General features: G+C 69.1%; 16 protein-coding genes. 5 read left to right on the top strand and 11 right to left on the bottom strand.

The window, feature by feature from the left end:
* The 7 genes from D8Y23_RS11300 to D8Y23_RS11270 all read right to left on the bottom strand — a co-directional run.
* Window positions 1-207: hypothetical protein (locus tag D8Y23_RS11300; protein WP_164878216.1), on the bottom strand; the 207-nt coding region annotated here is incomplete at its 3' end.
* On the bottom strand, window positions 200-1,477 hold the full coding sequence (locus tag D8Y23_RS11295) for a glycosyltransferase (protein ID WP_128218226.1): 1,278 nt from the start codon (window positions 1,475-1,477) through the stop codon (window positions 200-202). The genes D8Y23_RS11300 and D8Y23_RS11295, both read right to left, overlap by 8 nt.
* 69 nt (window positions 1,478-1,546) lie before the next feature.
* Window positions 1,547-2,551, bottom strand: coding sequence for a hypothetical protein (locus tag D8Y23_RS11290; protein WP_128218225.1), 1,005 nt, complete (start codon window positions 2,549-2,551; stop codon window positions 1,547-1,549).
* 83 nt (window positions 2,552-2,634) lie between these two features.
* Window positions 2,635-3,123: an FBP domain-containing protein gene (locus D8Y23_RS11285; protein WP_128218228.1), complete on the bottom strand. Its 489-nt coding sequence runs from the start codon at window positions 3,121-3,123 to the stop codon at window positions 2,635-2,637.
* Between the two features lie 260 nt (window positions 3,124-3,383).
* Window positions 3,384-3,761: a PPOX class F420-dependent oxidoreductase gene (locus D8Y23_RS11280; protein ID WP_275087507.1), complete on the bottom strand. Its 378-nt coding sequence runs from the start codon at window positions 3,759-3,761 to the stop codon at window positions 3,384-3,386.
* Window positions 3,755-4,297: a 2'-5' RNA ligase family protein gene (locus tag D8Y23_RS11275; RefSeq protein ID WP_128218223.1), complete on the bottom strand. Its 543-nt coding sequence runs from the start codon at window positions 4,295-4,297 to the stop codon at window positions 3,755-3,757. The genes D8Y23_RS11280 and D8Y23_RS11275 overlap by 7 nt, the downstream gene beginning before the upstream one ends.
* 7 nt (window positions 4,298-4,304) lie before the next feature.
* On the bottom strand, window positions 4,305-4,682 hold the full coding sequence (locus D8Y23_RS11270) for a DoxX family protein (protein WP_128218222.1): 378 nt from the start codon (window positions 4,680-4,682) through the stop codon (window positions 4,305-4,307).
* Between the two features lie 171 nt (window positions 4,683-4,853).
* Here D8Y23_RS11270 and D8Y23_RS11265 point away from each other — a divergent pair, with 171 nt between their 5' ends.
* Complete coding sequence (locus D8Y23_RS11265; protein ID WP_128218221.1) at window positions 4,854-5,147, top strand: hypothetical protein; 294 nt, start codon at window positions 4,854-4,856, stop codon at window positions 5,145-5,147.
* 37 nt (window positions 5,148-5,184) lie between these two features.
* Here D8Y23_RS11265 and D8Y23_RS11260 read toward each other — a convergent pair whose 3' ends face one another.
* Window positions 5,185-5,523: a hypothetical protein gene (locus D8Y23_RS11260; RefSeq protein WP_128218220.1), complete on the bottom strand. Its 339-nt coding sequence runs from the start codon at window positions 5,521-5,523 to the stop codon at window positions 5,185-5,187.
* A gap of 201 nt (window positions 5,524-5,724) precedes the next feature.
* Between D8Y23_RS11260 and D8Y23_RS11255 the strand changes: the two genes are divergently transcribed.
* Entirely contained in the window at window positions 5,725-6,180 is a 456-nt protein-coding gene (locus D8Y23_RS11255; RefSeq protein ID WP_128218219.1) for a MarR family winged helix-turn-helix transcriptional regulator, read from the top strand.
* A gap of 6 nt (window positions 6,181-6,186) precedes the next feature.
* On the opposite strand, the gene D8Y23_RS11250 is transcribed toward D8Y23_RS11255, so the two are convergent.
* Window positions 6,187-6,507 (bottom strand): ATP-dependent DNA ligase, encoded by a 321-nt coding sequence (locus D8Y23_RS11250; RefSeq protein ID WP_128218218.1) that lies wholly within the window; start codon window positions 6,505-6,507, stop codon window positions 6,187-6,189.
* A 150-nt stretch (window positions 6,508-6,657) separates the two neighbouring features.
* Between D8Y23_RS11250 and D8Y23_RS11245 the strand changes: the two genes are divergently transcribed.
* Both D8Y23_RS11245 and D8Y23_RS11240 read left to right on the top strand, forming a co-directional pair.
* Window positions 6,658-7,680 carry a glycoside hydrolase family 6 protein gene (locus tag D8Y23_RS11245; protein WP_128218217.1) on the top strand — a complete coding sequence of 341 codons (1,023 nt, stop codon included), beginning with the start codon at window positions 6,658-6,660 and terminating at the stop codon, window positions 7,678-7,680.
* 135 nt (window positions 7,681-7,815) lie between these two features.
* Window positions 7,816-8,802, top strand: a complete 987-nt coding sequence (locus D8Y23_RS11240; RefSeq protein ID WP_205797038.1) for a response regulator transcription factor — start codon at window positions 7,816-7,818, stop codon at window positions 8,800-8,802.
* 79 nt (window positions 8,803-8,881) lie between these two features.
* Here D8Y23_RS11240 and D8Y23_RS11235 read toward each other — a convergent pair whose 3' ends face one another.
* Window positions 8,882-10,357: a glycosyltransferase family 2 protein gene (locus tag D8Y23_RS11235; protein WP_128218216.1), complete on the bottom strand. Its 1,476-nt coding sequence runs from the start codon at window positions 10,355-10,357 to the stop codon at window positions 8,882-8,884.
* A 148-nt stretch (window positions 10,358-10,505) separates the two neighbouring features.
* On the opposite strand from D8Y23_RS11235, the gene D8Y23_RS11230 reads away from it, so the two are divergent.
* Window positions 10,506-11,585: a hypothetical protein gene (locus tag D8Y23_RS11230; RefSeq protein ID WP_128218215.1), complete on the top strand. Its 1,080-nt coding sequence runs from the start codon at window positions 10,506-10,508 to the stop codon at window positions 11,583-11,585.
* 18 nt (window positions 11,586-11,603) lie between these two features.
* Here D8Y23_RS11230 and D8Y23_RS11225 read toward each other — a convergent pair whose 3' ends face one another.
* Window positions 11,604-12,413 (bottom strand): fructose 1,6-bisphosphatase, encoded by an 810-nt coding sequence (locus tag D8Y23_RS11225; protein WP_128218214.1) that lies wholly within the window; start codon window positions 12,411-12,413, stop codon window positions 11,604-11,606.
* Between the last annotated feature and the right edge of the window lie 87 nt (window positions 12,414-12,500).

Below are 12,500 nucleotides of genomic sequence, written 5' to 3'. Positions count from 1 at the left end.
GGTCGGAGCCCCCGCCACGACCGGACCGGTCGATGCATCGTCGCGCAGCCAGGGAAGGAACGAGCCCGCGTGGACGAAATTGCCCACCAGCACGACGCCCACGACCAGCACCACGACCGCGATCACGATGATCACCCGGGCCACGCCGCGGAGAGCGGGGTGGGTGTCACCGCGCTCGACCGCGGTCAGGCCGCCGTCGTCAGCCACGAGAGGGCTCCGCCGAGACGGACGACAGACCGACGCTCGCGGCCGATTGGCCCTCACCGCCCAGGCTCGCCTCGGACTGCCCCTCGCCCCCCTGACTGTCGGCGGACCGGGTGAGCCACCCCTGCTTGTTCATCGTGAAGAGCGCGTAGACCTTGATGGGCAGCGCGACGAAGATGATGATCACGGTCACCAGCGGAAGCAGCACGATGTCCTCCGGCCGGCGCCACAGATGCGCCATTCCCCGGATGCCCCGGCCCACGAACAACCACACGATCGCCAGCCCCAGGCCGAGCAGGGGGTGTTCCGCGCGGACCGACAACACGACGTAGGCCAGGGCCACGAACATCGTGAACGGGGTCAGCAGGATCTGCATCATGGTGATCTGCGAGATAAGCGGAACCTTGAACACCCACCCGTGCCGGATGGCGGTGAGGTAGCAGCGGAACGAGTTGCGGCTCCACCGCACGCGCTGCTTGACGAACGCCCGGAACGTCCCCGGGAACATCGACAGCGCGCGCGCGCTGTCCTGGTGAGCGACCCGGAAACCCTGGGAGAGGACGAGCCACGTCATGCGTCCGTCGTCACCGGCGACGCACTCCTTGCCGAAGAAGATCTCGTGCTCCAGGTCCTCCACCCTCGGCTGGATGACCGAGCGCCGATAGGCCGCCGTTCGCCCGGAGGCGCAGATGATGCCACCGAAACGCCCCATCGCCGGGGCGTAGTCGGTGTACCGGAGATCGATGATCCAGTCCGCGACGCGGCGCCACACGCTCGACTTCGGCAGATAGACGTTCTGCCGCGTGCTGACCGCCCCCACCGCGGGATCGATGAAGGGCATCTGGACGGCGTCCAGCATGCCGTCCTCCCACGCGGTGTCGGAGTCGACGAAGACGATCAGCTCGGTGTCGACCATCCGGATGCCGACACCGAGCGCCGAGCGCTTCCCGCGGTGCTGGAACATCACCACGTCGACGGACGGGATGCCGAAGGCCTCGATGCGCCGCTGCGCCTCGGTGTCGGCGACGTCGAGGACGATGATGATCCGCGAGGGGCCCTGCCGCACCCACGTCTGCAGACACCGCAACAGCACGTCGGGATCTTCGTGGAACGACGGGACGACGACGGTCGTCGTGGTGCGGAAGTCGTTGCGGACGGGTCGCGACGTCGCGGCGAGCACTTTGCGGACGATCCAGAAGCCCCACGAGACGATGCCGAGATACCCGAACGGGAGCAGCCACATCAGCTGCTCTCCGAATGACCCCTGGCCCACGTGTTCTCCCTACCGCGGCGAAATGGCGAATTTCAGCCGGGGGAGACAGTGCACATTACCGCGTCCGTGTTACGCGCACACGTCGTCGGCGAGGGACACGCCCGATTCGACGGCGTTGTCGCACGCGACGGTGTTCCCCGCGGTACGCGCGGCACCCACGACGGCGATCCCGACGCCTCCGGCGCCCGGACGCAGCACGTTCCCGGCCACGATGTTGCCGGCTCCCCACGGCGGCAGGATGACGTGGATGCTGACGGCATCCACGGGTCCGGTGATGGTGTTGCCCTCCAGGCGCCAGTCGGTGCCCTTCAGATCGACGGCGCTGTCCACGACCGACGCGGGACCCGTGGACAACGCGGAATCTCGGACCACCCCGCCCGTCGTGCCTTCCTTCGCGTCGAGTGCCTCCGCCGTCGTGTCTTGCACGACGAGGTCGACGAAGGAGTTCCGGTCGCTGCGGTCGGGTTCGCACGCGGCGTAGCGACACCAGTTCGACTCGGCGGAGCCGACGTACACCCCCTCCCCGAACTCGGGGTCCACCCGGCCCGTGCGCTCGACCGTGACGGAGCGCACGGTGTTGTCGGAGCTGCCCGCCCGCAAGTGCAGCCCCTCCTGCCCGACGTCCGAGATCGTGATCGCGCTCAGGGTCGAGTGGATCGTGGCATCCAGAACCACTCCCTTCTGACCGCCGCGCACCGCGAGATCCCGGACGTCCCAGTACGCCGCCCCCTCGAGGTGCAGGACGTATCCGTCCTGCATCCCTCCGCCGTCGAGCACGGTCCCACCGGATCCGCACAGCACGATCGGCGCCTCGTCCGTCGCGACCGCTGTGGCGTGGAAGCGTCCGCGATACACCGCGGGAGCCAACTGCAGCACGTCGCCCGGAACGGCCCGGTCGAGGGCGGCCTGCAGCGCGTCGGCGCCCTCGCCCACCCCGACGGCACCGGGCGCGCACGGCGCGGCGGGCAGCACCGAGGAGGGTTCCGGGGCCGCCGGGGAGGGTTCGGACACGCACCCCGCCAGCGCCACGGCGCACACGACGCCCGCGATCGCGGCGGCGAGGGTGCGGTTCATCGCGTCGAGTATCCCAGGCCACGGCCATCGGGTGAGCGCGCTCGTCCGCCAGGATGGCCGCGGCCGGGGCCGGGCTCGCCTCCTCAGGCGGTCATCAGGTCGCGGAAGAACCCGTCGACGTGCGCACGGAGCGCCTCTACCCGCCGATCCCGGGCTGCGCGCACGTCGTGTCCGAGGTAGGCCGGCGGATCGAGGCGGCGCACGTTGGCGGAGCACTGGAAGCCGGCGCACAACAGGGTTCCCACCGTGTTGCCCGCCTTCCCGGCGCTCCCGGTCCGGCGTGCCGCGAAGAACACCACGTCATTCGGCAACGTCACGTCGGAGCACCACGAGCACTGCGGGCGGGTGCGCGTGGGCTGCTCGGCCTGCCGCAGTTGCAGACCGACGGGAGTGCCGTCGATGTCGGCGACGATGAAGGCCAGGAGCGGTGACTTCGGATCGCGCCAGCCGAGGTAGTCGAGACGTTCCCACTCGCGTTCGGCGAGATCCGCGGGGACGACGATCGCCCTGCGCTCGCGCAGGGAGACATTGACGAAGCTGGATCGGACGGTGGATTCGGTGAGGGCGATCATGAGGGTCCCATCGATGGACCGGAGGCGTTCCGGTCGGAGGACGCCCGCGTCGACGCGCGGGCGAACGGAGGATGCCGCGCCGAGGAGAGGGTCGAGCACGGGCGTGGGCGCGCGACATCGCTGTCGCGCGAGGCCGCTCAGGCGGCGGGGTTCACGGATCCGATCGCGCCTCTGCCGTCGGCGGAGAATGCGCCGACGACCCCCTCACGCCCGTGGGGCATCGCGGAGGGAAGGGAGGTCATGCTTCGAGGGTACGCCGCTCAGGCGCGGAACGGGGCCGATCCCAGCACGCGCTCCACCGTCAATTCCAGGACGACCCGTTCGGGGTTCACGCGGGGCTGCCGGTAGCGTGCGGCATACAGGTCGACGGCGCGGGCGACCGCCGCGGGGTCGGCGGTGACGCGCGCGGGCCCCTCGAAGCTGATCCACCGACCCCCGTCGACCGAGCAGATCGACGCACGGCCGGAACGCTCGGCGTTCAGGAATTTCTGGGTGCCCCGCGAACCGATGATCCTCACGACGCCGTCCTCGTAGGTGAAGCCGACCGGTACGGCGTGCACGCGTCCCGCGCGCCCGAGAGTCGAGAGGGTCGCGAGGTGATACTCGGAGAGAAAGGTGAGGGCGTCGTCGGTCAGCACGGTTCCAGCGTGCCACGTCCGGCGATCCGTGAGACCGTTCGTGTCGCGGCATCCCATCGACGGATGCCGAGCGCGTGAGCGGCCAGCGGCTCGCCCCCTCCGTCCGCCAGCGCGGCGAGCGCGTCGCCGACGCGGTCGAGCGGAAGTCGCCGGGCCAGCGTCACGTGCGGCGTCCACTCCCCCGGGTGGGTGTGGGGAGCGTCGTCTCCGGAACCGGCGAGCGCGTGCACGGCCCCGTGGAGGTCGAGGAGGGCGGTGGTGGGAACCACCGAGCGGGCGACGACCCTGGTGCGGCCGGTGCCGAACAGAACCGGGGCCCCGAGGGTCAACGGGAGGGGGAGCATCCCCTCGACCCGCTCGGCCGGGAACCGAGGCAGGGCGCTCCGAACGAGCAGCGTCACGTGCGGCCGGTTGCTCGCGCCCGTATGCTGCGCCTGGCTCGGCAGGCCGGCGTCGGCGAGGAGCGCCCACTCGCGGCGAACCGCCGCATCGGTGGCGGCGTCGAACACGACCTCGAGGCTGACGACGGAAGCCATCGCGGCGTCAGCGTGTCGACCACCACGCCGCGGCGACGAGCAGCGGCTGGAAGAAGAGCCGCACGAAGCGCCGGTTGTCGGTGTCGAGCCCGAAAGCCGACCGCTTCTTGCGCCACTGGTCGACATTGCCCGGGAAGATCGCCACGTAGAAGGCCGCCAGCGCCGCCCCGATCCGGCGTCGCTCCCTGGGCAGGGCGACGAGGGCGACGCCGAAGGCGATCTCGACCACCCCGGATGCCACCACCACCGCGTCACGGTCGAGCGGACCGTGCTCGACGAGCACGTCAGGCACCTGCGCCTGGAAGTCTCGACGGGCGAAAGTCAGGTGCGCCACACCGGCGAACGTCATGGCGAGGGCCAAGCCCCATCGGACGAGCGATCTCATGTTCATCACGGTAGAGCCACCCCCGAGGGAGGCGATCGGGCTTGACGCGGCGGATCACGGGCGTCGGTGCGGGTCCTGCCGGTGCGCTACGCGAAGCGCCCGGGAAGCGCAACCCCCGGACGGGGGACGCACGGGCCGCTTGACTCAGTAGACATCCATTGAGGAGGTGTCATGACGCTCACCGACAGTCCCCGCGCCGCGATCGGCGGAGCGGATCTGGACGCCCTCCTCGCGCGCGCGGCCGCTGGCGACTGTGACGCGTTCGTGGAGTTCTACGACGAGACATCACCGCGCGTGTACGCGGTGCTGCTGACGCTGACGGGCGACGCCGACGCCGCCGGGTCTCTGCTCGAAGGCATCTACGTCGAGGCGTGGGAGCGGATGCGCGGACGATCCGCCCCGCCGTGCCCCGGCCTGGAATGGATGTCGCTCATCGCTCATCGACACGCGGCGGGGCGACGCTGACGTGCGATCACTCGACCGACGGAAGCGGAGACTCCGATCACGCCGGACGGGAGGACGAACGGGCCGCGTCGGCGGAGGCGTCCGCGTCGATGTCGATCGTCAGCCCGCTGGAGGAGTTCGCGGAGTTCGCGAACGACTGCAGGAGCGCAGGGTCGAGCATCTCGGGTTCGATCGAGCCGAAGACGAAGCGCAACGGGATCGAGGGCTGGATCCAGATCGTGCTGCGTCCCCCCTCTTCGTCGTCGGGGTGGCGCCACGACATCGTGAAGCTCTCGCCGCGGCGGAGCTTCGTGGCGATGACGACCTTGACGTGGGCGAGTACGCGGTCCGGAATCCGGATCGGGCGCTCGGAAGAGCCGTAGAACAGTAGGCCCATGAGCGTCTCCTTCCGGAGTGTTCGGTACGAGTTATTTTACTAGGTTGCCTAACTATCACCTAATGAATCACGCAGAAATATCCGGCATGCGCCAAGTTTCTTTTCCGTGGACGGGTGGCCTCCGCAGATGCGTAGGGTCACTGGAATCTCGTTCGCCTAACTAGACTGACGCATCGGGCGGCCGGACCCGACAGGAGAGCCATGACGATCGTGACCGAAGACGACCCCTCCACGGTCGCCGCCCGCGCCGTCGAGAGACTGCGGCTCGCCGAGGCCCGACTGGCCCGGCGACGCCAAACGGACTGCGGACCCAGCGAGAACGCCCGCGCGGCGATGCGCTTGATCCTGGAACGTGCCGACGAAGGCGGCACGATCACCCCGACCGAGATCGCGCAGGCTCTCGCCGTGTCGACCGCCTCGGTCACGGGCATGCTCGATCGCCTGGCAGCGGGGGGCCTCATCGGCTTCGTCGCCAACCCCGCCGATCGGCGGAGCAAGTTCGTCGTGCCCTTCGACCGCGGAACGGACGCCGACGCCATCGACCCCGTCACCGCCCGGATTCGGGAGTTCGCGCTCGATCTCCCGCCGGGCGCCGCCGATCAACTGGCCGAGTTCCTCGATCGCGTCCGTGAGGTCGTCGACGCCGAGTGCCGCTGACGCAGCTCACGCCGACGCTGCCTCCATGGCATCCGGATCCGGTTCCGCCACGACCGTGAGGCCGTTCGGCGAACTCGCCTCGTGCATGAGTTCGTCGATCCATCGGCGATTCACCTGCGGCGGACGACTGCCGTAGAAGTGGAAGACCAGCGGGATGGACGGATGGATCCAGAGGGTGCGCGTCCCACTTCCGTCGCCCACGGGAAACTGGAACATGAAGGGCTCGCCGCGACGCAGCTTGTTCATGAAGACGAGTCGGAGGTGGGCCAACGTCCGGTCCTCGACGTCGAAGGAGTGACCGAGAGCGTTGTAAACCAATTTCCCCACGATCAGAGGCTAACCGGTCCGCGAGGCTAATCACCGCGGAAAGCGATTCTCCGCCCGACGAGTTTTCGGATTCCGTCCACAATTCCGTCAGCCGGGCTCGGCTCGCGCCCTTGGGCCCCTCCCCCGCGCCCCTCGGCTAAAGTCCTGAGGGTGGGGAGAGCGCACCGCCCGGGCCGCCGGCGTCGAATACCACGGCCGGTCCTCGTGGGCGGGGCCGTGGTGGTCGTCGTCGCGCTTCTGGCCGGGATCGCGGTGGTGGGCTCGCTGGTGACCAATCTGTTCCACACGGTGTCGGCGCGCCCGCCCGCGGTGGATACGCGCATCGTGGTCCCCGACGAATCGAAGGCCGCGAAAGCCGCCGGTCAGGCGCCGGCGGAATCCCCTGAGCACGATGCCGCCGCCTGGCTGGCCGCTCAACCGACGACCTACTGGCTGACTCCCGAGATCGACCCCGTCGAGGAGGTGTGGGATCGCGTCGCCCACCTCGCCGCAGAGGCCCGGGAACAGGATGCCACGGTCTCCATCGCCGTCTACGGCCTCCCCGACCGCGACTGCGGCAATCACTCGGCGGGTGGGCTCGACCCGGATGCCTACCGCGAGTGGACCGAGCGGATCGGCGACGCTTTGCGCAGCGCGCCCGACGTGCGCAAGATCGTGATCCTGGAACCCGACAGCATCGCGCTCGCGCCCTCGTGCGGATCGTTGGACGATCGAGCGCGCTACCTCCGCACCGCGGTCGAGAACCTCCGCGGCGTCGACACGTGGATCTACCTCGACGCCGGCCACTCGGCGTGGCATCCCGCCGACGAGATGGCCGGGCTGCTCCGCTCCACCGGGCTGCTCGACGAGGTTCGCGGCGTCGCGCTGAACGTGTCGAACTACCAGGACACTGCGAACGAATTCGACTACGCCCACCGACTGTCCGACCTGCTCGGCGGAACCCACGCCGTCATCGACACCTCCCGCAACGGCGCCGGGCCGGCGGGTGCGCAATGGTGCAATCCCGGCGGCCGACTCGTGGGGGCGGCGAGCGGAGCGTATGGCGACGGCGTGGTCGACACGACGCTGTGGATCAAGCCGCCGGGCGAGAGCGACGGCGAATGCAACGGCGGGCCCGCTGCCGGAACCTGGTGGCCGGATGCCGCGGTCGAGCTGACCCGCGAGAGCCGCTGATCCGACCCTCGCGGCCTCGCAACGAACCGTCAGCGTCGCGAAGTATGTAAAGATGTGGCTCGGCCGCACCGCGGCCGCCGCGGCTCGGGGGAGAACGTGGGCACGGAAGGCGTGCGAAGCCGGAAGAGTGGTGGGATGAGCGACAGCACAGAGATGCTGAAGACGGCCGTGATCGTCGAGGACGACCCCGACATCCGCCACCTCTTGGTCGAGGTGCTGGAATCAGCCGGATTCTCCACCGTGTCGGTCGGCAACGGGATCGACGGGGTCAGGGCGGTCATCGCCTACCAGCCCCTCATCACGACGCTCGACGTGAACATGCCCGGAATCGACGGCTTCGAGGCCGCCCGCCGGATCCGCCAGCAGAGCGATACGTACATCATCATGCTCACCGGTCTCGAGGAAGAGGCTGACGTGGTGCTCGGCCTGGGCGCGGGTGCCGACGAGTACGTCGTGAAGCCGTTCCGCCCGCGCGAGCTGCGCGCCCGCATCGAGGCGCTCCTGCGTCGGCCCCGCGCGGGGACCCCTGCGGTCACCGCTCCGCGACAGGACAGCGTCGGCCCCTCCTTCCCTCCCGCTCGGCCGGTGCAGGAACCGGCATCTCACGCCGAGCAGAGCAGCCCCCCGATTGCCCCGGCGGCACCCGTCCCGAGTTCCCCCGTGGTCGTTCCGTCCTCGCAGGGACCGGACCCCTGGGCCACCGCACCGGGCAACGACATCGTTCCGCGCGGCGGCGCCGAACTCGCCCCTCGCACGCACGGCGAGCTGACTCCCACCGGGGGCCAGTGGATCGTGCATCGCGACCTCCAACTCGATCCCGACAGCCGCATCGTGCTGGTCGACGGGTTCGAGCTCGATCTGACCCGCACCGAGTTCGATCTGCTCGCGACGCTCATGGAGTCCAAGCGGCGAGTGCGCAGCAAGGCCGATCTCACCCTGGTCCTTCGCGGGGAGTCCTACGTCACGAGCTACTTCGTCGGCGAAGCCGACAAGCGCGCGATCGAGGCGCACATGACGAATCTCCGCCGCAAGCTCGGCGACAACCCCGCCAACCCTCGGTACATCGAGACGGTGCGCGGCGTGGGATATCGCTTGACGTCGGAGCTGATGGCAGCCCCCTGACGACCGCCCGACATAACGGATGCCTCGACCCTCCCCAGGGCCGAGGCATCCGTTTTTCTCTGACGCGTTCGGGTCGCGGTCAGACCTTGTATCCGTGGTGACGACGGACGAGCTTGGAGAACATCAGGAGGGTTTGGAGGACGGTGACGACACCGACGATCGGCCACCCGATCCACAGGATCGAGGACTGCACCATCGGTCCGACGAGCACCCAGATCACGGCGAGGGCGATGGCGACCGCGATGAGGACGACCATCGGCGTCCAGTGGCCGAGTCCGCCACCGCGCTCGGCCTTGGCCTGCATCGCCCAGTTGTCGACCTTCTTCCGCGAGAGGAAGCGGGTCCACGAGCGGACGAAGTGGCTGATGCGGATCCACATGAAGAGCTCGGCCGGGAAGAACAGGATGGCGAAGAGGACATCGGTGCGGTCGACCGACGCCATCGTCCGCGCGATGCGCAGGTTGAGCAGCATCGCCACGACGGGCGGAATGAGCCACAGCGGGGAGAACACGAAGGCGTTGATCGAGAGCGACCCGGCCAGCAGCGTGAGGAACGCCACACGCACGAAGAGGTTCGTCAGCATCCCGAAGTTCTCGAACCAGCGCAGACGCAGGTTCGGGTGGAACGGCTGGCCCTTGGTGTCGCCGCGCTGTCCCGGCCACATGAGCTCGATGGCACCGTAGGTCCACTTGACCTGCTGCGCGTCATAGCCGGACAGCGTCGTCATGCCCCCCACGTTGGCGCGCGCGTACGGGCTGATCTTGGTGAGATACCCGGCGCTCTTGATCTGCAGCGACAGGAGCGAGTCCTCGACCTCGGAGTCCTTGACCCACGGCGTGACCTGGTGGTTCTGCTTCATCGCCTCGCGCAGCGCGTTCGTGGAGAAGATCGAGAACTGCCCGCCGAGCACCGCCATGTTGCGGCCGCGCAGAAGGTTCTGCAGGTTGAACGCGGCGAACTGCGTGCGCTGACCGGCAGTCAGGAACCGCGCGATCATCCCCTTGATGGGCTTGTCGTCGATCGTGTAGATCGCGGAGATGCCGCCGATGCGCGAGTCGGAAACGGCCTCGGTCTCGAGGTACTCGACCGCCTTGCTGTCCGCGATGGTGTCACCGTCGACGCCGAGCAGGTAGTCGTAGCCCTCGACCAGGGAGTAGCCGTAGTTCAAGGCGCCGACCTTCTTGTCGGGGTTCTTGCCGATGTCGTGGACAAACACCTCGGTGAACTGCTCGCCCAGTTCGGTGGTGATCTCGTGCGGGCCGCTGTACTCCGACGCGATCTTGACCGTGGCGTCGGAGGTGTTGTTGACGACGACGTGGATGACATCGGGCACCCGGGTCTGACCGAGGAGCGCCTCGATCACCTGCGCGATCGACTCCTCCTCGTTGTACGCGGGGATGATGCACCCGATCGTCGAGCGGTGGACCGTGGCGTGCTCCAGCACCGACGCGAAGTCGTCGGGGAAGGCGTGCTCCTCGACGACGGGGGTCGCCGCGCCGCCCGTGGAGTAGGTCAGCGCCCGGGGCTGGGGAGCGAAGCTGCGCGCATCGGTCATGGCGGTGTCTTCCTGTCGGAGGGGCGGCGGTTCAGCCGCTTCTCACTCTGATAGGTTCACCGCAAGGCCACCGCCGTACATGACCACCGTCCCCGCAAGGTTTCCGCAAGATTCCCCCCGGGGCCCGGGCACAGGGAGAGCTCCGACGATGGTCGTCCTCGACCTCCTCGCCGCCATCGCCGCAGCCTCGGTCGCGGGCGCCGCACTGTTCCTGGCACACGGGCGCCACGGTGACGACCGCGGCGGCCCGCGAGCCGAGCTCGTGCGATATATGGGCGTGGCCGCGCTCGCGGCGCTGGCCTGTTCCGTCGCGAACGTGATCGAAGTCGCGGGGGGCGGTACCTTCGCGGCCGCCGTGGGCAATGCCACCAACGTCGTCACGGTCGGACTCGCGTGGGCGGGCGCCCGTCGCCTCAACGGGCATCGCGCGATCGGCACGGCCACGACGGGGGCCGCCGGCATCCTGATGCTCGGGGTCACGTTCGTCGTCCCGCTCGACGAGGCGACCCTCCTCAAGACCGTCGGCCTCGTCGTCTTCGCCGTGCTCGCCGCCGTCGAGTTCTCGCGACGACCGGTGCGCGACCTGTCCGGATCCCGAGTCCTCGTCGCGACCCTGGTCGTCTTCGGTGCGTTCAACCTCTACCGTCTGGTCCTGAGCTGCCTCGCCGGCATGTCGTCCGCCCTCTGGCAGCACACGGCCTCGACGCAGATCACGACGATCCTCAGTGCCCTGGCCATCGTCGGCATGGGGTACGGGTCCGTACGATTGGGGCGTCAACTCGACGACGACCCGTCACCGGGGACCCGGGCGCACGATCGTCGGAATCTTCGCCTCGCCGCCGACGACCTGCTCGGCGCACTGGAGCGTGTCCACGTCACCGTGATCCGCATCCCGGAGCTCGATCTGATCCGCGCAGCACACAGCTCCGGGCGAGCCGACGAGATGATCACCGTTCTGGTGGATGCCGCGCACGAGGCGCTGCCCGGGTCGTCGGCCGGCGTCCCTGCCCGTGACACCGTCTTCGTGCTGCACACGGGGTCGACGCACGTCACGGTGGTGGAGGCGGCCGTTCGACGGGTGTTCGCCGGGCAGATGCCGCTGATCGATTACAGCGACACGCCCGATCTCTCCTTCGAGCACCACGCCGTGACCGACGTGCACGACCTCTCCCTCCTGATGGAGAGTCGCCGACTGAGGCCCGGCTCGGGCGTGGTCCCCCGCACCTGACCGGAACGCGCCGAGGGCTCAGCCCTGGCCGGAGGTCTGCCCCCAGCCCGGCGCCCGACCCGTGCCGGTCCCGGAATCGGCCGGCTCGCCGGTGGCCTCGGAGCCGTCCGACTCGAAGATGGCGATCGGGAGGTACTGATAGACCGTCTGCTGCGAGAACGAGGTCTCGGCGTTCGCCGACCCCTCGACGGCGATGTTCAGCGCGAACTCCAGGGTGATGCCGTACGTGTCGTTCGGCAGCTGCCTGATCGACGTCGTCGGCACGAGCAGACCGCCCTGGAAACTGTTCAACAGCAGGCCGCGGTCCGATCGCAGCGTGTCCGAGGGCACGAGCGTGCGCGGGTCGGCGCTGAACTGGAACGGGTTGGAGACCTGGCCGCCGCTCTGCGCGGTCTGCGACGTGATCGACACGGACGAGACGTAGACGCGACGCTTCTGGGTGAGCACGGCCTTCTCGTCGACGCGGTGGTCGTACACGTTCAGGGCGAAGCCGAACTGCTTCTCGTTCGTCGACGACCACTCCATCGTGCGCTTGGGGTCGACCGCCCATACGTCCAGGCGCAGCTCGAGTCCGTCGGCGACCTCGGACGACAGCGTCACGGAGCCGTCGTAGGTGAAGCGGGAGTCGAACGGCATGGCAGCGGACGAAGACTGCGGGGCCGGGGTGGCCACGACCACCGACTGCCCCCCGCCCGACGTCTGGGCCTGGAGGGCGTTGAAGGCGTCGACGACCTGGGTGCACCCCGTCAGGGTGACCGGGCCGCCGAGCGCCAGGGCGGCGGCGAGCGCGAGGGCGCGCACGGAACGGCGGTGAGAGGAGCTGCTCACGGGTGTCTCCTGAGTCTGAGGCGCAGGGTGCGCAGAGGGGTCGATGAAACGACCATCACACTGCGGGATGCAGGCCTCAGGGGGAGT

The organism is Microbacterium enclense, assembly GCF_004022425.1.
Taxonomy (GTDB): domain Bacteria; phylum Actinomycetota; class Actinomycetes; order Actinomycetales; family Microbacteriaceae; genus Microbacterium; species Microbacterium enclense_A.
This window is presented reverse-complemented; position numbering and strand designations above follow the sequence as displayed.